General features: G+C 36.4%; 16 protein-coding genes. 7 read left to right on the forward strand and 9 right to left on the reverse strand.

Annotation, left to right across the window (positions count from 1 at the left end; genetic code table 11):
* Nucleotides 1-64 precede the first annotated feature (64 nt).
* On the forward strand, nucleotides 65-643 hold the full coding sequence (locus KEM10_RS01860; RefSeq protein ID WP_212212729.1) for a 30S ribosomal protein S16: 579 nt from the start codon (nucleotides 65-67) through the stop codon (nucleotides 641-643).
* 65 nt (nucleotides 644-708) lie between these two features.
* On the opposite strand, the gene KEM10_RS01865 is transcribed toward KEM10_RS01860, so the two are convergent.
* From KEM10_RS01865 to KEM10_RS01875, 3 genes are all read right to left on the reverse strand, one after another.
* A complete protein-coding gene (locus KEM10_RS01865) occupies nucleotides 709-894 on the reverse strand; it encodes an Arc family DNA-binding protein (RefSeq protein ID WP_212212732.1) in 186 nt (61 codons plus the stop codon).
* Nucleotides 895-900: 6 nt separating this feature from the next.
* On the reverse strand, nucleotides 901-1,752 hold the full coding sequence (locus KEM10_RS01870) for an SPFH domain-containing protein (RefSeq protein WP_212212735.1): 852 nt from the start codon (nucleotides 1,750-1,752) through the stop codon (nucleotides 901-903).
* Between the two features lie 114 nt (nucleotides 1,753-1,866).
* Nucleotides 1,867-3,078, reverse strand: a complete 1,212-nt coding sequence (locus tag KEM10_RS01875; RefSeq protein WP_244825475.1) for a uracil-xanthine permease family protein — start codon at nucleotides 3,076-3,078, stop codon at nucleotides 1,867-1,869.
* Nucleotides 3,079-3,226: 148 nt separating this feature from the next.
* Between KEM10_RS01875 and KEM10_RS01880 the strand changes: the two genes are divergently transcribed.
* The 5 genes from KEM10_RS01880 to KEM10_RS01900 all read left to right on the forward strand — a co-directional run bounded on the left by KEM10_RS01880 (nucleotide 3,227) and on the right by KEM10_RS01900 (nucleotide 10,622).
* Nucleotides 3,227-5,449 carry an APC family permease gene (locus KEM10_RS01880; RefSeq protein ID WP_212212738.1) on the forward strand — a complete coding sequence of 741 codons (2,223 nt, stop codon included), beginning with the start codon at nucleotides 3,227-3,229 and terminating at the stop codon, nucleotides 5,447-5,449.
* Nucleotides 5,450-5,474: 25 nt separating this feature from the next.
* Nucleotides 5,475-7,130, forward strand: a complete 1,656-nt coding sequence (locus KEM10_RS01885) for a glycosyltransferase family 39 protein (protein ID WP_212212741.1) — start codon at nucleotides 5,475-5,477, stop codon at nucleotides 7,128-7,130.
* A 49-nt stretch (nucleotides 7,131-7,179) separates the two neighbouring features.
* Nucleotides 7,180-8,607, forward strand: coding sequence for a bifunctional class I SAM-dependent methyltransferase/glycosyltransferase family 2 protein (locus KEM10_RS01890; RefSeq protein WP_212212744.1), 1,428 nt, complete (start codon nucleotides 7,180-7,182; stop codon nucleotides 8,605-8,607).
* 82 nt (nucleotides 8,608-8,689) lie between these two features.
* Nucleotides 8,690-9,163 (forward strand): pantetheine-phosphate adenylyltransferase, encoded by a 474-nt coding sequence (gene coaD / locus KEM10_RS01895; RefSeq protein WP_212212746.1) that lies wholly within the window; start codon nucleotides 8,690-8,692, stop codon nucleotides 9,161-9,163.
* Nucleotide 9,164: 1 nt separating this feature from the next.
* Complete coding sequence (locus tag KEM10_RS01900) at nucleotides 9,165-10,622, forward strand: TlpA family protein disulfide reductase (protein ID WP_212212749.1); 1,458 nt, start codon at nucleotides 9,165-9,167, stop codon at nucleotides 10,620-10,622.
* Nucleotides 10,623-10,634: 12 nt separating this feature from the next.
* Here the strand turns inward: KEM10_RS01900 and KEM10_RS01905 are convergent, their stop codons facing one another.
* Nucleotides 10,635-10,901: a hypothetical protein gene (locus KEM10_RS01905; protein WP_212212751.1), complete on the reverse strand. Its 267-nt coding sequence runs from the start codon at nucleotides 10,899-10,901 to the stop codon at nucleotides 10,635-10,637.
* A gap of 378 nt (nucleotides 10,902-11,279) precedes the next feature.
* Here KEM10_RS01905 and KEM10_RS01910 point away from each other — a divergent pair, with 378 nt between their 5' ends.
* The gene (locus tag KEM10_RS01910) at nucleotides 11,280-13,160 is read left to right on the forward strand and encodes a methyl-accepting chemotaxis protein (RefSeq protein WP_212212753.1); all 1,881 of its coding nucleotides are present in this window, start codon (nucleotides 11,280-11,282) and stop codon (nucleotides 13,158-13,160) included.
* Between the two features lie 78 nt (nucleotides 13,161-13,238).
* On the opposite strand, the gene KEM10_RS01915 is transcribed toward KEM10_RS01910, so the two are convergent.
* Genes KEM10_RS01915 through KEM10_RS01935 form a run of 5 tightly spaced genes read right to left on the reverse strand, consistent with a single transcriptional unit; the run spans nucleotide 13,239 to nucleotide 22,039 of the window.
* Nucleotides 13,239-16,445 (reverse strand): ligand-binding sensor domain-containing protein, encoded by a 3,207-nt coding sequence (locus tag KEM10_RS01915; RefSeq protein ID WP_212212754.1) that lies wholly within the window; start codon nucleotides 16,443-16,445, stop codon nucleotides 13,239-13,241.
* 1 nt (nucleotide 16,446) lies between these two features.
* Nucleotides 16,447-17,424, reverse strand: a complete 978-nt coding sequence (locus KEM10_RS01920; RefSeq protein ID WP_212212757.1) for a hypothetical protein — start codon at nucleotides 17,422-17,424, stop codon at nucleotides 16,447-16,449.
* A 2-nt stretch (nucleotides 17,425-17,426) separates the two neighbouring features.
* The gene (locus KEM10_RS01925; RefSeq protein WP_212212760.1) at nucleotides 17,427-18,839 is read right to left on the reverse strand and encodes a PKD domain-containing protein; all 1,413 of its coding nucleotides are present in this window, start codon (nucleotides 18,837-18,839) and stop codon (nucleotides 17,427-17,429) included.
* 10 nt (nucleotides 18,840-18,849) lie between these two features.
* Nucleotides 18,850-19,770 carry a PorP/SprF family type IX secretion system membrane protein gene (locus tag KEM10_RS01930; protein WP_212212762.1) on the reverse strand — a complete coding sequence of 307 codons (921 nt, stop codon included), beginning with the start codon at nucleotides 19,768-19,770 and terminating at the stop codon, nucleotides 18,850-18,852.
* 13 nt (nucleotides 19,771-19,783) lie between these two features.
* Nucleotides 19,784-22,039 carry a T9SS type B sorting domain-containing protein gene (locus KEM10_RS01935; RefSeq protein ID WP_212212764.1) on the reverse strand — a complete coding sequence of 752 codons (2,256 nt, stop codon included), beginning with the start codon at nucleotides 22,037-22,039 and terminating at the stop codon, nucleotides 19,784-19,786.
* Nucleotides 22,040-22,365: the final 326 nt, after the last annotated feature.

Below are 22,365 nucleotides of genomic sequence, written 5' to 3' on the forward strand. Positions count from 1 at the left end.
TATGGCGTATCTTTGCAGCCGCAAAACGAGTTTTTGCAATTGTTTAATAATAAAACGAAATACTATGCCTGTAAAAATTAGACTGGCACGTCATGGACGTAAAAGGTATGCATACTACCACATTGTAGTTGCAGATAGCAGAGCTCCACGTGATGGAAAGTTCATTGAAAGAATTGGTTCTTACAATCCGAACACAAATCCTGCTACAATTAATTTGAACTTTGACAAAGCTCTTACTTGGCTTTCAAACGGTGCTCAACCAACTGACACTGCTCGTGCGATTCTTTCGTACAAAGGTGTGATGATGAAAAAGCACTTATTAGATGGTGTTAAAAAAGGTGCTTTCGATGAGGCTGAAGCTGAGAAACGCTTCAATGCTTGGTTATCTGAGAAAGAAGGAAAAATCCAAGCTAAAAAAGATGGTTTAGCTAGCGCTAAAGCTGACGCTGACAAAGCTACTTTGGAGCGTGAGACTAAAATTAACGCTGAGAGAGCAGAAGCTCTTGCTAAGCAAAAAGCTGATTTGGCTGCTGAAGCTGAAGCTGCTGCGAAAGCTGCCGCTGCAGAAGCTGCTGGTGAGGAGGCTCCTGAGGCAGAAGCTGAAGGATCTGAAGAAGCTACTGAAGAGCCAAAAGCTGAGTAATTCAGAAGAACTTTTTCGAAAAAAAATAGAAATAGGCTGTCCATCGGGCAGCCTATTTTTTTATCTTATTCTTTTTGATCAGATATATTATTTATGCGTTTTGTTTTGATGCGTTTGGCATCTTTCAAGGCCTTGTGAATTATCCACTCTAACTGCCCATTCACACTTCTGAACTCATCTGCTGCCCATTTTTCAATTTGGTCATACGTTTCAGGATCTACTCTTAATACAAAGGACTTCTTTTTTGCCATAAATTATTATGAATGTAATGTACCTGTGTTAATAACAGGTGTTGCTTCTTTATCGCCACACAATACAACCATCAGGTTGCTTACCATGGAGGCTTTTTTATCTTCGTCAAAATCCACTATGTTATCTTCCGTTAGTTGACTTAGTGCATCTTCAACCATGCCCACAGCGCCTTCCACAATTTTTTTGCGGGCTGCAACAATGGCTACTGCCTGCTGGCGCTTTAACATCGAACTGGCAATCTCAGGTGCATATGCCAAATAGCCGATACGGGCTTCCATTACTTCAATACCGGCAATGGCTAATCGTTCGGTGATTTCGTTTTCAAGGGCTTCATTAACTTCATCCATACCGGATCGTAAGGTAATGTCAGCTTGCTCATCATCAAAATTGTCATAGGGATATGAGCCTGCCAGCTTGCGAACAGCTGCATCGGTTTGAACGCGAACAAATTCTTCGTATTGATCAACCTCAAAAGCTGCTTTATAGGTATCTCTAACTCTCCAAACCAAAATGACATTGATTAAGATTGGGTTTCCGATTTTATCATTAACCTTTACTCTTTCGCTGTCGAAATTACGAGCCCGTAATGAGATGCGTTGCTTTGATAAAAATGGATTAGCCCAGAAGAATCCATTGTCCTTTACAGTTCCTTTGTAGGCTCCAAAAAGTACTAGGACTTTAGAGCCATTGGGGTTAACAATAAAGAAACCGGGAAGAATTAAAACAATTGGAAGGATCAATACCCAAGCGAAAATTATTCCGCTAATAAAGCCAAATACAAGGCCGATCAATAAAAGTGCAAGTATGATTAACATGGTGTAACCACTATTTGCATTGATTGTTTTTTCAGTTTTCATAGTGATATTAAATTGATATCACTATATTATTGCAATAAATTTAAATAATCAAGTTTTTTTAAATAAAAATGCCCGGAATGAATTCCAGGCATTAAATAAAATATGTGATCGTTTCTATTTTTTTATCTTGATAGGTTTTGACTTATCAGGTAAAATTAAGTTTAAAATTACGCCCGATAATGAGGCTAAACCTATTCCTGCAAGCGAGAAGTTACCAATATTTATTACTGCTCCTCCAATACCAATGGTTAAGATGATGGAAACAATCACCTGATTCCGAGTGGATGTTAATTTGGCTTTGGACTCAACGAGCGTTCTAATACCCACGCTGGCAATCATACCGAATAGTAATAGCATAATACCGCCTAAAACGGCCGAAGGAATAGACTTAAGAAATCCACTCACCTTACCAATTAATGAAAATACAATGGCTGTAATTGCTGCAATGCGCAATACACGCGGATTGGTAATTTTCGTCAGGCTAATAGCTCCCGTTACTTCTGAATAAGTGGTATTGGGAACACTTCCCATTAATGCCGCCAATGAAGTTGCAATTCCATCGCCCAGCATGGTGCGATGAAGTCCTGGTTTTTTAATAAAATTCTTTTCAGCAACAGCACCTATAGCATACATGTCTCCAACATGTTCGATAAGTGGGGCTATGGCAACCGGAATCATATAAATAATAGCCTTCCAACTCCAAACAGGTGCTGTAAAAGGAGGTAATGAGAACCAGGCAGCTTCTTTGATTGGAGTAAAATCAATTTTACCTAATGCCAGAGCTAAAATATAACCAACTAATATTCCCATAAAAATAGGAATCAGTTTAATTAACCCTTTTGTGTATATAACAACAATAATTGCTGTTAAGAGAGCAACGATAGCCAGAGTCCAATCTGTTTTGGCCATCTTAACTGCTTCGGGTGCCAGTGATAATCCAATAACCATAATTACCGGACCAACTACAACAGAAGGAAAAATGCGTTCAATAAATCCTCGTCCCCATAGCTTAATTAAAGCAGACATAAGAATGTAAACAGCACCAACCGCTATTAAGCCCGAAAGTGTTCCAGGTAAACCAAATTGCTTGGTAGCCTCAACTATAGGGGCAATAAAAGCAAAACTACTTCCCAGAAAGACTGGCACCTGCCCTTTGGTTATTAAATGAAATAATAGGGTTCCGATTCCCGCAGAAAGAAGAGCTATTGAAGGATCAATGCCAACCAAAAGGGGGACAAGAACGGTTGCTCCAAAAGCAACAAATAGAAACTGAATTCCAATAATAATTTGACGCGGCAATGGCATCATATCAGACTTTTTATTCATTGAGTGGCGATTTGAATATTTGACAATCGAGGCAAAGATAAAATTGTCAGGTTGATTCGCAAAATAGCAAGATGTCAGCTTTGTTTTACATAAAGAGTTGTTGCCCAAATTATTTAAAAATGCTAGGTTTGTTGTAAACAACGTTTTTATGCAAAAATCTCTCACAAATCCTAATGCCGGTTTCGGTTCTGTGGCTGTTTTCATGACAGCTATTTCAACAATATTAGGAGCTATCTTATTCTTACGATTTGGATATGCTGTGGCTCATGTTGGTTTAGGAGGTGTGATCGGCATTATAATAATAGGTCATATTGTAACTGTTCCAACAGCTTTGGCAGTCGCCGAAATAGCAACTAATCAACGTGTGCAGGGGGGAGGTGCATATTATATTATTTCCCGGTCATTTGGTTTGAATATTGGTGGTGCCATTGGATTTGCTCTTTATCTCTCGCAGGCTATAAGTGTGGCATTTTATGTGATTGCGTTCGGTGAGGCTTTTGATCCATTAATACCTTTGTTGAATATTGATCTTGATCCTTCTACCATTAAGCGAATTGTTACCCTTTTCTTAATGACTATATTGGCTTTAATAGCACTGTTAAGAGGGGCTAACATTGGAATGAAGGCTTTGTATGGAGTGGTAGCCTTGCTATTTGTATCTATCTTCTTTTTTCTTGCTGGTAATCCTATTAACGGACATCATACAATAGCATTAAATGAAACGGTAGAAGGACATGATTCATTCTTCTTTGTTTTTACGATTATCTTTCCTGCTTTTACCGGAATGGCAGCAGGTCTTGGCCTGTCGGGAGATTTAAAGGATCCGAAAAAATCAATTCCAAGAGGTACTTTATTGGCAACTTTGGTGGGGATGTTGGTGTATGTTGCGGTGGCCATTAAATTATCGGTTTCTGCTTCGGTTGAAGATTTGGCTTCAGATCAGCTGATAATGTCTCGAATAGCTGTTTGGGGACCAATCATTCCTATAGGATTAGCAGCCGCGTCTTTATCTTCAGCAATAGGATCGTTATTAGTTGCACCTCGTACCTTGCAGGCCATCGGATATGATTCCATTTTACCTTTCAATAATTTAAATAATTGGATGGCTCAAGGGCGAAAAGCAGATAATGAACCAATTAATGGTAGCATCATTACTATTTTTATAGCCTACTTTTTTATAGTTATTGGAGATGTTGATTTTGTAGCTCAAATTATTGCCATGTTCTTTATGGCTACTTATGGTGCTATTTGTTTAATCTCATTTTTGGAACATTTTGCAGCCGATCCTTCGTATCGTCCAACTTTTAAATACAATAAATGGATATTTTCACTATTTGGAGCTCTGCTTTCTTTTTGGTTGATGTTTAAAATGAATTGGGCTTATGCAGCTTTATCGGCTTTAATTATGGCTGTTACCTATCATTTAATTACCATTGCCCGTCCTGAAAAGCAAGGTTTGGAGAAGCTGTTTAAAGGAGTTGTGTTTCAGTTGAGCAGACAAATTCAAATATTTGTACAGCGCGCCAATAAGGAAGAAAAGCAATCGCACTGGCGACCTTTTGCTATTTGTGTTTCAGAAGACTCTTTCAAACGTCAGTCGGCTTTTGATATGTTGAGATGGATTTGTTATAAACATGGATTCGGTACCTATATTCATTTTATAAAGGGATTTCTAACTAAAGAAACTCATCATGAATCAACCAAGGTGCTATCTCGTTTAATAAATCAGTCAGAAGGAAGTAAGAGCAGGCTTTATCTCGATACTATTATTAGCCCATCTTATACATCGGCTATTGCACAGGTTATTCAATTAACCGGAATAAGTGGAAAGGGAAATAATCTGATTTTGTTTGAGTTCTCACGCAGTAATCCTGAGTCATTAACTTATGCTTTAGATAACTATCACTTGTTTCAGGCTACTGGATTTGATGTTTGTGTGCTAAATTCATCATATAAAGGATTTGGTTATAGGCGAGAAATACATGTTTGGATTACAGCCAAAGACTTTCGTAATGCCAATCTTATGATCCTGCTTGCATATATCATTTCCGGACATCCCGACTGGCGTAATGCAGTGATTAAGATTTTTGCTACCTTTCCGCAAAGTCAGGTTGAAAAGCAGCGGGCGCGTCTTCTGGAGCTGATTCAGGGAGGTCGTTTGCCAATTTCTCCATCCAATGTAAGTTTCTTAGCTTTGGAAGAGAATCAAACTATTCAGGAAGCTATTGTCAAGCATAGTTCAGATGCGGATTTGACCATTGCAGGTTTTACACCGGATCAGGTTAAAGAAGACCAAAGTAGATTAATAGAATATGGCGATTTGGGAAATGTGCTGTTTGTAAATACTTTTATTAAAAAAGATATAGAATAATCTTAACGTTTCAGTACCTTAAAAAATGAAGAAACAGAAAGAAGAGCAAATCGATTTTATAGATAAATTTGAAAATTTCTGTAAAACCAAATCAACTATCATTTTAACAATATTATTAGGTCTTTTCTCCATAATGTCGTTGTTACTTTTCAACCTTCGGGTAAGCATTGGCGGCGATGATAGTACTTATATAATGCGTGCTGTTAACTTCTTGCAGGAAGGTACATATCCCTCTTTTCAAGGGCCGGTATATCCATTGTTTCTATCGTTATTTATCGGTGTTTTCGGAATTAAGATCGGTGTATTAAAATTTACTTCTTTTGCGCTGATGTTGATTTCTATGTATGGTTTTTATAAGATTTTTAAGGATCGGATCCCGTACTGGATGATTTTTACAACAATGTTGATGTTGAGTGTTAGTAGTTATTTCATCTTCTTTTCCAGTCAAACATATAGCGAAGCCTTATTTCTGGCTTTGCAAATTTTGGTTTTTCTTGTATTGTTTAAGGATTTTGATGAAGAAAATAATTTTAATTGGAAAAGGTTACTTCTATTAGCCGGATTAATAGTTGCTGGTTATTTAACACGCACCATTGGTATTGGGGCTTTAATTGCGGTGTTAGTATTTTATATCATTAATAAAAACTATAAAAAGGTAGGTGGAGTCTTGTCCGGCACAGTTATTATCTTTTTGGGCTTTTTATTGCTTAAATCATTGATTTGGGATGCGGCTTTGATGGAAGGAGATCAGGCAAGTACATTAATTTATAAACATCCATACGATAAGTCGCAAGGTTTGGAAACCTTTGGTGGCTACCTTATGCGATTTGTTGATAATTCAAATTTATATTTAGGTAAGAACCTGCTCAAAATGACAGGTTTAAAAGATGCACTATCAAGTTCTTATAATGCTTTAGCAACTATTTTGCTTTATGCTTTATTTATTTTCGGGTTTTTAAAGACATTAAAAAACAACAAATACCTTCTTTTCTCAGCTATTTATGTTGCGGTAATGTTAGGAATCACCTTTGTTGTGCTGCAAAGAATATGGGATCAGTACAGACTAATTATTCCATTTTTTCCATTTATGTTAGTGTTGATTCTTTATTCATTCAATCAAATTGCGAAGATTTTTAAAATCAAGTTATTGGGGTATGCTTTAGTTGGTTTAGTGGTGTTTTCAACTTTTTCATCTTTTGTTATTTCGTTTGATAAGGTTGATCTGATGACTTTACGTAAGAATGTAAAAGGAGATAAGCTATTAGGCTATACCGATGATTGGGTCAACTATTTGTCTATGGCTAAATTTATTGATGAGAATTTACCTGAAAATGCTTATGTAGCCGTTCGAAAACCTAACATGGCACGGTTGTATGCAAATGGGCGAAAGTTTTATGGTATTTATCGATTTGATACGCAGGATCCGGATAAATTATTGCAGATGCTGAAGGATAAAAAAGTAACTCATATGGTGATGGCCAGCTTACGCAAAAATCCAGCTGTTTACAATAAGCAAACCATAAACACCGTTCAACGATATATGTATTACATAGCACAGAAATATCCACAGGTATTTACTGTGAAACATAGGATTGGGGAACAAGAACCTGCATATTTATTTGAAATACATTACGACAGGTTGTTAACTCAAGAGCAGCTGGATGCGAGAGCCAGTCAATAGAGAATATTACAATGAAATGTATTAACCAAAGTAACTGGTAAAATAAAAGATGAGAGCAAATCCGGAACGTATTAAATATTTTGAGTCAAGGGCCGATAATTGGGTTAAATATCGCAAAAGAAGATCCTATTACTGGGATTCCATTACACGATATTGTAACTATTATATTCAGGAAGGTAATACGGTTCTCGAAATTGGATGCGGATCTGGAGAGTTGCTTGCATCAATAAACGGGAAAGAAAAAGTTGGGATTGATTTCTGTGAACCGATTCTGAGCAAGGCAAAAGAACAGTTTCCGGAATTACGATTTGAATTGATGGAAGCCGAGAATATTGATCTGGACAAAAAATTCGATGTGATTATCCTCTCCAACTTAATTGGAGTTTTAGACGATATTGAACATGTATTTAATCAGCTGAAGAAAGTTTGTCATGAAAAAACCCGGATTATAGTAACCTATTATAATCGTTTATGGGAACCTGTGATTCGATTTGCGGAATTCTTAGGCGTAAAAAAGCATACGCCTGTTCAAAACTGGTTATCGAATGGCGATATAATGAATTTACTTTATTTATCAGACTTTGATGCCTACAAGAGTAATAGAAGTATGTTTTTACCATATCGTATTCCTATCCTTTCTACTTTGTTTAATCGAATTCTGTCGCGGTTACCATTACTTCAGAATTTAGGGTTGAATCAGTTTGTTTTTGCCCGACCATTGCCTAAGCAATTGACTGAAGAGGAGGTTGATCAACGTTATTCTGTATCCGTGGTAGTTCCAGCTAGGAATGAGAGTGGAAATATTGAAGATGCCATTCTGCGAACTCCTTCCATGGGAAAATTCACCGAGTTTGTTTTTGTAGAAGGAAATTCAACGGACGATACCTGGGAGACCATACAACAAGTAGCTGAAAAATATAAGGATACTCACCGTATTAAAATAATGCAGCAAGATGGAAAAGGGAAGGGAGATGCTGTTCGTAAAGGATATTCAGTTGCTGAAGGTGATATTTTGATGATACTGGACGCAGACCTGACGATGCCTCCTGAAGATTTACCTAAATTTTATAAGGCAATAACCAAAGGAAAAGGTGAGTTTATAAATGGGGTTCGCCTGGTATATCCCATGGAAAAAAATGCAATGCGTACGCTAAACTCAATGGGAAATCACTTTTTTAGTCGATTTTTCACATGGATTTTAGAGCGACCGATTAAAGATACCTTATGTGGCACAAAAGTGATGTTTCGCAGGGATTATCTGAAGTTGGCAAAAAACCGAAAGTTCTTTGGTGATTTTGATCCGTATGGCGATTTTGATTTGCTTTTTGGTGCGTATAAATTGAACCTTAAGATTGTTGATTTGCCTATTCGTTATAGAGAAAGAACATATGGCGACACCAATATTTCGCGATTTAGTGGCGGTTGGTTGCTATTGCGTATGTCGGTATTTGCAACAGTTAAGATTAAATTCTGGTAGTTAGATTAAAGGAGTAATTTCTTGCACAGCGTTGGTATTTTTCCATATTTTGCAAGCTTATGAACCATTGAAATTTCATACAATGAAAAGAACAGCTATATTTCCTGGATCTTTCGATCCTTTTACTGTTGGGCACGAGGATGTTGTGCGTAGAGGATTGAGCCTATTCGAGAAAGTTATAATTGCAGTGGGCTATAATTCTAACAAAAAGGATTTCTTCCCGGTAGAAGACAGAATGCAATGGATTCGCGATGTTTTTAAGAATGACAATAGAGTAGTAGTTGAGAAATATGAAGGCCTAACTGTTGAGTTTGCTAAAGATATGGAGTGTACACATATTCTTAGAGGAATTCGCACGGCGGCTGACTTTGAGTATGAGCGTGCCATAGCACAGGTAAATAAAACAATGAGTGGTTTCGACTCTGTGTTTTTACTTACCACTCCCGAGCATACTCCGGTTAACAGTTCTATTGTTCGTGATATTATTAAGCATGGCGGCGATGCAGGACAGTTCTTACCAAAAGCTATTCAAATAAATATTGAAAAATACCTGTAGGGTGAATAAAGCTTCTTTAATAGTTTCAGCCATACTAATTTGTGCTGTTCAAGCCATAGCGCAAAAAAATGTAGTTATAAAAGGTAAAGCACCAGAATATGCTAACTACAGTCTGGTATTGGAAACCATGATCAATCCTATTTCTTCTGAGATGAGAGATCTTCATACAATCAAAGTTGATAAGGAAGGAGCTTTTTATGAAGTTATTGAAATTAATGAAATAACCTATGCCTCGTTAGATGTAGGGCGTTTCAGAGGGAATATTTATTTAGAACCTGGTCAGAGTTACGAGCTTATTTTACCACCGTTTCAGCCAAGAACTGATGCCGAACGTTTCAATCCTTTTTTTATTCCTGAAGATGTGGTGATTGGTATTGCTAATAAAGAAGCGCAAGCTTTGAACCGAACAATTATCGAATTTGATTATGCTTTTCAGCAGCTGTATGATGAAAATGCAATGAGTATTTTTTCGAGGGGTAACGTAAAAAAGGCAAACTCAATCATTAATGAATTAGATAGTTTATATCCAGCTAATGTAGGCAGCTATTTCTATAAATATAAAGAGTATGCATATGCCGAACTTAAAACACTTGCATATAAACGTCAAAAAAGGAGAGTTATTGAGGAGGTGTTTACAAATAATGATGTAGAAACTAACTTGCCAAGTTTTAAAACAGCTCTTAATACTGTTTTTAAAAGCTTTTTCACTTCTTACTTTTCAACTTCTATTGGTGATTCCCTTAAAGGTGCTTTTACTAATCAGGTAGGGTTCGATACTTTATCAACTATTTTGCAGACTGATCCATTGTTTACTAATCCTGAATTGGCTGAAGTTGTTTTATTGAAAGGATTATATGATGCCTTTTATACAGGTAGGTATAATGAAGTTCAGATTATTAATCTATTTAATAATGCCGAGAAGGTTGGTTGTTCCAAAGAAATTAAAAATCTGGCAAAAGGACTACACAAAAAAGTAAATTGGTTACGGGCGGGAACCAGAGCCCCAGGATTTACTTTATATCGATTGGATGGTAAAGAAAAATCGTTAAGTGATTACGAAGGCCATTTTGTATACCTAAGTTTTATCCACACCGAGAATCATGCTTGTAAACAAGACTTGCAGTTATTAAATGTAATTGCAAAAAAAATGAGGCGAGATGTGAAACTGGTTACCATCATTTTAGATGAAGATCCTACAAATGCCGAAAAGATGGTTAAAGACAACAAGTATAAGTGGGATTTTCTGCATTATGGTTTAATGCCTAAAGTAGTGCTGGATTATGATATAAAAGCACTTCCCGTTTATTATATAATTGATCCGGAAGGAAAGCTCCGATTATCACCTTCTCCTTCTCCAGGTGAGGATTTCGCTCCTGTATTTCAGGAGGTTATCCGCCAATATAAGTATGAAAACCTTCGACGTAATCGATCAAAAGCAAAGACTATTTATGACCTTTAATAGTATGGTATTTTAACCTTTTAAGTTGAATATCATCTTTTGAACTTCAACTCCTGGAATAACAGTAAGTTTCTGTTCAAGTTTTTCTTGTTCTTTAGGATCGCCAAAAAGCTCAAGTATTATGAGTCCACTATGACTGCAGAAGTCTTCAGTTACTTCATGTAATCCAAGCCTTGTTTTAATAGAGCAACCATATCTTGTAAGAAGTGTTTGTACGTGACCTGCCTCTTTTGTGCGGTCAAAAACGCTGATGCCTAAAATAGTAGTTAAATCATTCATTTTGTTGACTGTTTTTCGAACAATAATTTATGGCAAAATCAGGCTTATATCAACAGGTTATTGTGTAGAAATTAGCTTCTACAATAAATTATTGAAGAATGGAATTTAATGTTGATAAACTTTCAGATAAACAATAAGTATAATAAAGTTATTGTAGGTAGGTTTGGAATGTATTGAAGAAATATTTGTAATCCAACATTAGTCATTGTTGTAGTGTGTAGATTAGCATAAGAGAGATATAGATTTGCTGAAATAATATATGGATTTGGTATAATTATGATTTACAGATGCATGACAGTCTTTTGATTGTGTATTATTCATTTTGTTTCTAAACGATATTTTCCTAAATTTTAGATTGTATAACCAAATCTAAATCATATGAAATTGTGGAATAATATGAAGATTAAACTCAAGCTTTTAGTGAGTTTTGGGTTGGTCTTGTTTTTACTCTGCTTAGTGGGATTAGTCGCTAACTTAGGAATTTTTGGCATTGTTGGAGATGCCAATCAGGTAATTGATGGAAACAAGTTGCGGGCTGAATTGGAAACCCGCTATACACAGCATCTATTATGGGCCAAACAAGTAAGTGAATTTTTAACCAGTCCGGAAGCCACCGGATTAGGAGTTCAGACAGATCATCATTTATGCGATTTTGGACATTGGTACTATGGTGAAGGTAGAAAACATGCAGAACAACTGGTGCCTGAGTTAGCAGGTACGTTGGCGAAGTTTGAAGAACCTCACATGAAACTTCATCAATCTGCTATTTCAATTGAATCACTGCATCAGCATGTAGATCTTAATTTAGCAATAGCTTTAAATAAGGCTAAAGCTGATCATTTGTTTTGGTTATTAAATGTTGAGAAAGCCATTTTAAACCAGCAATCACGTTTAGGAGTTCAAACTGATCATACAAAATGTGGTTTAGGTACGTGGTTATCTCAGCCTGACACAGAGCAGATATTGGCAAAGGATTCTTTACTAATGAAAGCATTTAAAGAGTTGGATGAACCACATCGAATGTTACATAACTCCTCCAGGTCTTTGCAACGGCTGATAAGTGCAGGAAATTATCAGGGTGCTCAAGCTTACTTTAAAAACAATACGCAACAGGCGGCTGACAGAGTTTTATCAAAACTTAATGGGTTGATTCAACAAACCAATAATAAGTTAGCAAAGTCTAAAGAAGCAAATGGTATTTTCTATACAAATACCTTGTTACAACTCGATACCTTGGGTAAGTTATTTGATAAATCCATTGCCATTTCAAAGGATCATATTCTATCAGAAGATGAAATGGTAAAGGCAGCTAAATCTACAGGTTTAATTTCACTGATTATTTTGCTTACTTCATTAGGAGTAGGATTGTTTTTAGCCTTTTTTATCTCCTCCTTTCTTGTTAAAGGTATTAATAAAGGCGTGGTATTCGCACAGCAAATTGCTGAGGGTGATTTAAGTCAGAAACTGGAAGTGAACCAAAAAGATGAAATAGGTGACTTAATAGTCGCCTTGAATGAAATGGTAAATGGAATTGGGCAATTGATTAATCAGATTAAAGTGAGTTCTGATGCTTTGGTTACAGCCAGTGGGCAAATGAATACAACTTCTCACGATATTTCTTCAGGAGCAAGTGAACAAGCATCTTCTACTGAAGAAGTATCGGCTTCAATGGAAGAAATGGGTTCAATTATAAATCTAAATAAAGATTTTAGTTTACAGGTAGAGCAGATAGCCTTAGCTATGGCGGTGAGTATACGCGAAGGTACCGAAGCATCAAGTAACTGTGAGGCTATAATGAATAAGGTTGCTGAGAAAATTGTGGCGATCAAAGAAATTGCTCAGCAGACTAATATTTTGGCTTTAAATGCTGCTGTTGAGGCGTCTCGTGCCGGTGAAGAAGGGCGTGGATTTGCGGTTGTAGCTGCTGAAGTCCGAAAGTTGGCTGAACGAAGCAAAGATGCATCTGATGCTATTAGTTCGTTAATAGATCAAGGTGTGATGGATTCTTCTAGCGCTGGTGAAAAGTTAAGAGGGGTATTGGATGATGTTACTAAAACTACTTCAATGATTCAGGAGATTTCAGAAGCCAGTAAAGAACAGGCTATTGGAGCTCAAGAGGTGAATAATGCTGTTAGTGAATTAAATCATGTGACTCAGTCAAATGCTGCTGCTTCCGAGGAATTAGCATCCAGTTCAACAGAGCTAGATAGTCATGTTCGCGAGCTGACAAATATGATTGCACGATTTAGATTGCAGTAATTTTAAAAAAGGAAAGAATAAAATAAAAAGAGCAAGGGAGATAACAACCTTGCTCTTTTGTTTTAAACCTGTATTCTTCTATAATTTTATTCCCATAAAAAGAACATCATCAATTTGCTCTAATTCACCTTTCCAGTTTTCAAAGTTTGATTTTACTTTTTGGTATTGTTGATCAGAAGGTAATTCATGAATTTCTTCAACCAAATTACGAACTCCAACCTTCATGAATTTTTTACCTAACGGGCCTCCAAACTGATCAGGATAACCATCCGAAAACAGGTAAATTTGATCACCTATTGAACAGTTGTACTCAATGTTTACAAAAGCATTCTTACCACTATCCTGATAGCTGTCTCCTATACTCCTTCGATTACCTTTATAAATATTCAATTCGTTATTGATAATGAGGTATATTGGACGCTTAGCTGATGCTAATCTTATTTTGCGTGTTGGTATATGAACTTCTACAACTGATATGTCCATACCGTCCTTACTTTGGGTCTCTTCACTCTTTTGAAGAAGTTTTTTAATTTCTTCATCAAGTTTCTCAAGTACACTTGCAGGAGAGTTAATCTCGGGTAAGCGGAAGATATCATTAAGGATGGTAGTTCCAATCATGGACATAAATGCTCCAGGAACACCATGTCCTGTGCAATCGGCGCAACAAATAATCAGATAATCACCACTTCTGTTAAACCAATAGAAATCACCACTAACAATATCACGGGGTGAAAAGTAAATGAAAGATTCAGGAAGTACATTCATTAAATCATTCATTGGTGGTAGAATAGAAGATTGAATCTTTTTGGCATAATTGATACTATCTGTTATATCTCTGTTTTTACGCTCAATTTCCTCCTTCTGTTCTCTTAGTACAATGGTTTGAGAATCGACCTCACGCTGTAATATTTGTTTTTGTTGTTTTAACTTTCGTTCTCTGAACTTGATGAGTAAATAAACTAAATAACCAAGTAATAAAAAAGCCAACGCAATTAGCCAAGGGTTATACCAAAATGGATTAGCTACGGTAATATTAACAGTTAATGGAGTTCCTGTGCCTACTCCATCTGCATTATAAGCTCGTATTCGTATCTTATGTTTTCCTTCCCGCAGATAATCAATTTCTTTAAAGTTAATGTCTCCAAGTTGCGTCCATTCCTTGTCTTTGTCACTATCTCCAACATCATCAATTTTAAATTCATAAGAAACACCTTCTGGATTTATAAAACTTATTGCTCTAAAATCGAGTCTTAGATTATAGTACCTTTTACCGTATGGGTATGGTAGATTAATTTCTTCTTCTGTTGCATAGTGTTCGTCATCAATTTTTAATGCAGTAATATTTAAAAGAGGAGCCACATTATTTTTCGAATCCATTAAAGGATTATAGTTAATAGCTCCCTTATTTGAAGCGAACCAAAGAGACCCATCTTGCGCCTTTGTTACTTGATTAAATTCAGCATCCATTGAATTGTTGTGATCAAAAATCCGAATTTTATTAGAATTCAGGTCCACACAACTTAGTCCAACATGATGACAAACCCATAAACGATTTTGACTATCACATTCAATGTTATAGCAATAATTCTTTTTAAGACCATCTTTAATGGTGATGGTTCTCATGCTATCAACAGAATAATAGATGATTCCTTTGTTTTTAGTAGCCAGCCATTTGTTTCCATGCACGTCCTCTGTCATATCAACTACATTAACAGCTGCTTGCATTAACTTATGGCGTTCGATCTTATCTTCTGAGATACTGCAAATTCCGTTATCCTTTGTGCCTACCCATATGATTCCATCAGAGTCTTGATAAATGAAATTGATAGTATTGTGAGATAAACCACTACCCATATCATAAAATTTCTGACTGTGTTTGTCTGTATTTAACTGATATAGTCCTTCGCTTGTAGCAAGATATATAAGAGAGTCGATACCTAAAAGATCGTTAATTTTTTTACCTGATTCAGATTTGGTGTAAGAATAGGGTTTAAACCTAAGCTCGTTTGGGCTGCGATAATACAAGCCTTTATTTGCTGTTGCAGCCCAAATTATTCCTTTTTTATCTTCATAAAGTTGAGTTATCTTATCACGCGGAACACCAAGAGCCGGGTCATAAAATTCGAAATCAGTAAAGCATAATGGATCATGTTTAATCAGACCATTGTCTAATCCTAGCCATAACTGATTGCCTGACTTTAATATAGAGTGAACCTTCTGACTTTTAAAGCCAATTTCCTCCAGGTTGTAGAAGATAAAATATTGATTTACTAGGTTGGCTACTCCACCTCCGTAGGTTCCAAACCAATAGCTACCTTCTCTGTCACTTAATATCTTAGTGATATAATTTACTTCCAAACCGTTAATGGTAGAGAAGTTCATTGATTCAGTGTAGACGTCTTGAGTGGAATTATAGAAAAGTTTTATTACTCCATTCTTTTTGGTAGCCAGCAATAAATTACCATCCTGATCTTCATAGATATCATTAACAGTTTCTTTTTCAATATTGAACTTTAAACACAGCTTGTTATCGGTCATGTGTTCCGTTTCGTCACTTCCTGTTTGATATTGATAAAAACCGTTATCATCGGTACCAATCCAATACTGACCATTTCTGCTTTTACTTTCAACAATAGTGTTTATTCTTGTTTCCGGAATACCTTCAACCTTTGATACTTCTACCTTGTTATAAGTTTCATCTTCAAAAATAACGTGATACAAACCTTCGCTAGTACCTATTAAAAAGTTGGTTTTGTTGATGGCAGCTAGTGAATAATAGTTCCGTATCTTATATTTCTTTCGTCCAAAGTAGGTGGTAACATTATAATCTTTGTCGACTTTAATTAAACCTTTGCGCTGTTCTATTGCCCAAATGTTATTTTCCTCATCCTCATCAATAGCATTGATTTTTTGATTGGTTTCTTTCAATATAATTTTATGAAAGACACCATCTTTTATGTACGAAAGGTTTCCATTTTTATGTCCACACCATAATGATCCTTTATGATCTATAAAGAGTGTATTTACAAATGCATCTGCTAATGAATCCTCTTCTGTATATACTTTAAATTCAAACCCATCGTATCGTACCAAACCCTCTCCTGTAGCTATCCATAAATAGCCATTATTTCCTTGCTTTAGACTATATACATAGTTTTGAGGCAAGCCAATTTCACTATTGTAGCTTTTAAAATCAAAGGATTGACCAATGAGATTACCTGGTAAAACAATAGTAAGGAAGAGGATTAATATACAATGCTTTACTGATAAGAATTTTTCTAACATATTATTGGGCCTTTACTTTTCTATGAGTTGGTTTTGGGATGTATTTAGGTACGCCTCCAATAGGAACACTGTATAGTTTAAGTCCTTTACCATCCTGGTTCTCTAAGCGGATAACCACATTGTTGTTTCTTATATGAGCACTTTTATTTTTTACCATGCGTATATCCAGAGAAGAAAAATATTCTTCTTTTTTAATCTTAAAGTTACTTTCCGCCCAATCATCATCGGCAGAGATTTTCATTGGAGACCCAGGTCTGGCAACAGACCGCACCAGAATAATACCATCTTTGTCCCAGTCAAAATTTGATTGTTTAATGTAAACCGTCGAAGTATCATTAAGGTAAGGATAAATATGAGATGTTTGTGTTACATCATCATGCATTCTGAATTTGTACTTGAAGTAATAGGCAAATGCCCCTTCAACCTCATGATTGTCGTTGGCGTTATTACTTAAAAATAGCCGATACATATTTCCATCATCGCCCGATATACCTTCAATAATTACTTTAAATATATAACCTCCGTCTTCAGGTAAATACTCACCTTCGCTTGGATTGTAAGGGCCAAATGTATACCAGTTAAGGTTATATTCAGGATCGTTGCCAAATATTTTAGAGTCCAGCTCTGAACCACTGTCGTAATCACCATCTAGGTTACCATCACGGGCATCTTGATTAGAACAACTTCCTTTACCACCGTATACGCTAAATCTAGTTCGGGTATTCCATTCGCCTTGAACCTCATCATTATCTCCTCCGGTATCCGGATCGAATACGCGGATATAGATAGGGCTATTAAAATTCTCAGGTACGGCAAAAAAGATAATCTGACAAAAGTTATCATCTCCCCAATAGGTTTCTCCTTCTGATCCAAATGTGACCAGATTAGGAATATTCTCATCGGTTCCAGGCACAGGTTGCGCCTTAGATAAAATACTTGTCAGTAAAAGTGGCAGGAGTAGTTTGAGTAATTTGGACATAATTAATCGCTTACAATTATTTCTTTAATTGAACACATTTTTAATAGGGGGTGTTTAGTTGATATAGCACCACACTTAATAAGGTACTTTCCTTTTGTTCGAAATATATGATGAATTGTTTCACCTTTTAGTAAAGTTCCATCACCCATATCCCAATAAAATTCTTTTGGAGTAAAGTCACCAAGGTGAGATTCAGTAACATCAAAGGTGATTTCCTGATTTATTTTAATATCTTCCTGAGCAGTAATGTAAATCTGCTCAATCCTGGTTACATCAATGGTGTATTCCGATAAAGCGAAGATCTCTTCACCAATAGATGTATCTATCATACTTAGTTTTACACTGTATTCTCCCGGACCTTTAAAACAATACAAGACGGTATCGCCCATGGCTTTATCTGTGTTGTTAAAAGTCCATTGGTATTTATAAGGTCCTTCGGTATCATCTGCTTCTAGTGTCATATCGTCATAAAATTCGAAGCAATAGCTATCTTCCTGCTGTAATTCACATGCTTCAAATATGGGAAACAAACGATCGAATCGGTAAAGGTTATCGGTTCCATCTCTGTCGGAGCCAAAAAATCCCCATTGTTCATCTTCAGAAATAAAGCAACTGAAATCATTTGCTTCGGTATTTATATCATCATCTAAAGCTATTGGAGTACTCCATCCTTCTTCCGTTTGAAGGGAGTAAAACAAATCCAGACCTCCTTTGCCACCATGACCATTGGAAGCAAAATAAAGCTTGCCACTTGAATGATAGAAGGGAAAGAGTTCCGATTCACTGGTGTTAATTTTGTCTCCCATATTTATTGCAGGTCCCCATTCTTCGTTTATTTTTTCAGAGTAATAAATATCTGTTTTACCATAACCTTCTTCCATATCTGATATAAAAAACAGAAATTGTCCATCTGAGCTTATGGTTGGTTGAGCAGTATTGTAATTCCGACGTGAGTTAAAAGGTAGATTGTTTTTTCGCGACCATCCTCTATTGCCCATCTCGGACTGGTATACGCCCATCAAATTACCCGATCGACTTCTTTGACTTCTTTTATAGGTGTCGTAATGGTTCTGACCAACAAACATCACATTTCCATCTTCTGAGAAAGTTATTGACCCGGTATTAAAAGGAGAAAGAAAATCTTTTTCAAAACGTACCGGTTTAGTAAATGTTGAATCGGCATTTAATTGGGCACTGAAGATGTGGTAAAGTAGTTGTTTGTTGTCGTCGTAATAACGTTTCAAAAAACTTACAGGTTGGTTTGAACTATAATATAGAATTGAATCCCTCAGAAAAGGAGACATTTCGTTGTTAGAGCTACTGCTAAAAGGAAGTTTCTGTATTTGAACATCCTGAGCCACTGCACCTGAAGTTATTGCTATTAGTAGAGATATGGTTAAATATATTACTTTCATTGCAAGTGGATTAGAAAAATTTAGGGTTTGGAGTACTAATTTTATATCCAAAATCAAACTGTATTGAAATCTCGTGAGTTCCGTTGTTGTATGATTTTAAATAACTACCAGCCGAATAGTCGAAGCTATAAGCAAAGCGCATTTGATTGGTAATCTGATAACCTATTAATCCTACAATATCCTTGTTATTTCTGAATGATGCTCCCAGCCAAATCATTTTATTATAAATGGCTGTAACATTTGCATCAATTATAGGTTTGAATTGTGGATTATATTGGGTTAAAACACTTGGTTGAATATCGAAGTGTTCTGATAAGTTGAACAGATATCCGGCAGTTGCTATGTAATCTGATTTATCGGGAGCAAATCCTTCCGTTTCAGATTTTCCAATGTCAAAATAGATGAAGTTAGGTACAGATATTCCGGCAAAGAAGTGATTGTTATACCAGGCAATACCCAAGCCTACCATTGGTGAGCCAGCACTCTCGTTGGAAGAGAAAATGTTACCTAAATCAGGGTCTAAGGTTTTTACGGAGGTCCAGTTTGAGTTATAATTAACAAAACCGGCATTTAAGCCAAAGCTTAACCTTTTATTATCATCCATCAATATTCGGTAGGTATATGAAAGGGAAGCTCCTGTTTGCCTTGTTACTCCATACTCCTGATTGAAGACATCAAAACCTAAAGCCACTTTTTTATTCTTTAAGGGTGCATGTCCGCTTAAGTATTGTTCGCTTGGAGCACCATTAAAACCAACCCATTTTTGTCGGTATGAACCAAATAATGAAATAGCTTCTCTGTTTCCGGCAAACGCAGAATTAACAGCATAGCGATTGTGCATATATTGACTCATCACCAGATCTTTTTGAGCAAAAGCAGCAACTGTTGGAATGGTCAGAAAAATGAGTATCAGTTGGGTTATTCTTTTCATTGTGCTTTGCTGTTTAGTATTTTATTACCAGAAAATCTTTCTTAGTCTGAAGTTCTTTAGTGTCTTTTGTTATTCCGGTAAATGTATAATAATAGGTGTCTGCTGGTAGTAATTTTCCATTGTTATCAAAGCCTTTCCACCATCCGTTAGAGCCGTATTTAGTTTCATCATACACTAACATTCCATTCCGGTTGAAGACATATAATTGTGTATCGTCTAAATGTTCAGCTCCGCCAATTATAAATTCATTGTTTGAAATAGCATTTGGTGAAAATCCATTTGGGGCAGTTAATAGTTTTTGGGTTATGACGAACTCATCACTTACAACACAATCATCACTGCTACTAACATTCCAGGTAAGATAAGTCTCTCCTTCCGGAATTTCTATAGCTCGTCCGCTTCCGTCGGGTAATGTTTGCATAATAACATTTTGAGAGGAGCTTTCCCACCAGCCAATCATACCTTCTTCCCATCCGGTTGGATTAAGGCTTATTGAATCAATTAAATATAGAGTCTGGTTATCACCGGCAAACACATTTTCGGGTAATTTATTAAAGGTTATATCAACCGTTTGTGTCGATACGCAATTGGCATTGTTCACATTCTCTACACGCCAACTTAAGGTATGCGTTTCCTGTACTTCTTGATTGTTTCTGTCAATTGTGAAGGTTGAAGACTGCGAATTAATATCAGAAAACTCTCCGTAAAGTGAAGACCAGGTTCCTTGTTCTTCATCGTCCAGATTAGCATTAAGAATAATTTCATTACCGCATTCAGGATAATAATCCCCGGGTACTGATTTCGGAATAAAATCAACCTCTACCGAAAATTCCTCACTTAAATCTGAAGAGCAACCCAAGTTGTCGGTCAGCTTTGCAAGCTGGTAGGAGTTTAATCCAACTTCAACAGGATTGAGTATTGTTTCGGTGTATGAATTACCTAATGAAACTTCCTGATAGTCATCGTCAGTATAGTTAAGTGTTAGAGGATAATATTCACTGGTTGTTTGAGTTCGTAGTACAGCATTTGCTCCTTCACAAATGGCCGTATCGCCTTTTGCCAGAGCTAGTGTTGGCGGATTAATAAAAGTTATATCAACAGTTGCAATATCGCTGCAACCTTCATTTGTTTCCTGCCATGAGAGGGTATAGGTTCCAAAACCATCGGCAGTGGCAACAGCGTTGGTTGAAATTGCATCGTCGAATGTGATACCAGTTGTTGGTAGCCATTCTCCACTTCCTTTATCTATAATTGCATTTAAAGTATAACCTTTAGTTAAATCTGCGTTGCACCAGTTAGCATCCAAACCGGCATTGGGAGTGGGTTTATTGTCAACAACAATGGCTTCACCATGTAAGCTGTCGATATGTGCCGCGCAACCTCTTTGGTCAATAACTTCGGTTAAATTCCAAGTGGTTTCTTGTGTAGCTTGAATAGAAATAAGATCAGAAGCTAATATATTAGTTCTGGTTTGTTCATCTTGGCCATCAGAAATGGTATACCTATATGGTGAAGTACCGTTTTTAATTACAGTATTAACTTCCAGTTGGTAATTAACCCCATCGTTTGAGCAAATAATCTGATTACCACTGATGGTTGCTTCCGGTGAACCCCATAAATCAACAACAATCTCATCTGTAGCTTTACATGCACCGTTTTCTTCAGTGAGAGTTAGCGTATATGTGTCAGCTGTTTCACTAGTGAAAATGGCATTGGGGATGGAGTTGTTATTAAAACCACCTCCGGTAACATCATCCCAATACATAATGTGGTTAGGGTCACTGAGAGTTGCATTTAGAGGTGCTACATATCCACATTGGGGAGTAAAATCGCCTGCGTTGGGAGTAGGCATTGCATTAATGTTCATTGTCATGGATCCGGAAACATCTGTTGATCCATATCCATCATCGCTTGGGGAATATTTCCAGTCGGCTGAATTAATGGTATTATCAAAAACTTCAATCAATGTAATTTCCGAAGTATCAGACATGGTTAAGGTAGACGTTGTCCACACGCCATTTTCTAAATCATTTTCAAAAATATCCTGATTAAGTTCCAGCTGATATCTGGCTCCATTCGTTTCTTTATTAGTAATAACATAGACAATACCGAACGGAGCTTCTCCTTCAAATAAGATTTTTAGCTCAGCTCTTCCAGATTCGCAAGAGTCAGTATCTGCACTCACAATAGTTGCGGTAGGCTGAGCAAATAGGCTTATATAAGATAGGGCCCAGAGGGCCAAAAACGTCCAAAGAAATTTCACTTTCATCCCCAAAAGTTTAGTTATAATGTGTAACCAAGAACTCCTCAAATGGCTACATAAGAACATTATAAGTCATACTATACAAACATAAATATTAATTAACAAAGGGCATTAAAATTTAACATTGATATTACGGTGTTAGTAAACGAAAAGATTCATTTTATCAAATTTATAATTTTGAAGGCTAGTGATTGCAGTGATTGGCATCCTTTAATAAGGATTGTTGATTGCTTTATTGTTAAATGAGAGAGTTTATCGAACTCAGCATTAATAAACGAGTAAAAGGAAGTTGATTTTGGTCAGCCAATTCCTTACTTTGTGTCGATTGTCGA

The sequence above is a fragment of the Carboxylicivirga linearis genome, assembly GCF_018271995.1.
GTDB lineage: Bacteria > Bacteroidota > Bacteroidia > Bacteroidales > Marinilabiliaceae > Carboxylicivirga > Carboxylicivirga linearis.

Excerpts from the sequence above, each read along its gene's own strand:
- KEM10_RS01860 (WP_212212729.1), top strand. The coding sequence starts at position 65 with ATGCCTGTAAAAATTAGACTGGCACGTCATGGACGTAAAAGGTATGCA.
- KEM10_RS01865 (WP_212212732.1), bottom strand. The coding sequence starts at position 894 with ATGGCAAAAAAGAAGTCCTTTGTATTAAGAGTAGATCCTGAAACGTAT.
- KEM10_RS01870 (WP_212212735.1), bottom strand. The coding sequence starts at position 1,752 with ATGAAAACTGAAAAAACAATCAATGCAAATAGTGGTTACACCATGTTA.
- KEM10_RS01875 (WP_244825475.1), bottom strand. The coding sequence starts at position 3,078 with ATGAATAAAAAGTCTGATATGATGCCATTGCCGCGTCAAATTATTATT.
- KEM10_RS01880 (WP_212212738.1), top strand. The coding sequence starts at position 3,227 with ATGCAAAAATCTCTCACAAATCCTAATGCCGGTTTCGGTTCTGTGGCT.
- KEM10_RS01885 (WP_212212741.1), top strand. The coding sequence starts at position 5,475 with ATGAAGAAACAGAAAGAAGAGCAAATCGATTTTATAGATAAATTTGAA.
- KEM10_RS01890 (WP_212212744.1), top strand. The coding sequence starts at position 7,180 with ATGAGAGCAAATCCGGAACGTATTAAATATTTTGAGTCAAGGGCCGAT.
- coaD (WP_212212746.1), top strand. The coding sequence starts at position 8,690 with ATGAAAAGAACAGCTATATTTCCTGGATCTTTCGATCCTTTTACTGTT.
- KEM10_RS01905 (WP_212212751.1), bottom strand. The coding sequence starts at position 10,901 with ATGAATGATTTAACTACTATTTTAGGCATCAGCGTTTTTGACCGCACA.
- KEM10_RS01910 (WP_212212753.1), top strand. The coding sequence starts at position 11,280 with ATGAAATTGTGGAATAATATGAAGATTAAACTCAAGCTTTTAGTGAGT.
- KEM10_RS01915 (WP_212212754.1), bottom strand. The coding sequence starts at position 16,445 with ATGTTAGAAAAATTCTTATCAGTAAAGCATTGTATATTAATCCTCTTC.
- KEM10_RS01920 (WP_212212757.1), bottom strand. The coding sequence starts at position 17,424 with ATGTCCAAATTACTCAAACTACTCCTGCCACTTTTACTGACAAGTATT.
- KEM10_RS01925 (WP_212212760.1), bottom strand. The coding sequence starts at position 18,839 with ATGAAAGTAATATATTTAACCATATCTCTACTAATAGCAATAACTTCA.
- KEM10_RS01930 (WP_212212762.1), bottom strand. The coding sequence starts at position 19,770 with ATGAAAAGAATAACCCAACTGATACTCATTTTTCTGACCATTCCAACA.
- KEM10_RS01935 (WP_212212764.1), bottom strand. The coding sequence starts at position 22,039 with ATGAAAGTGAAATTTCTTTGGACGTTTTTGGCCCTCTGGGCCCTATCT.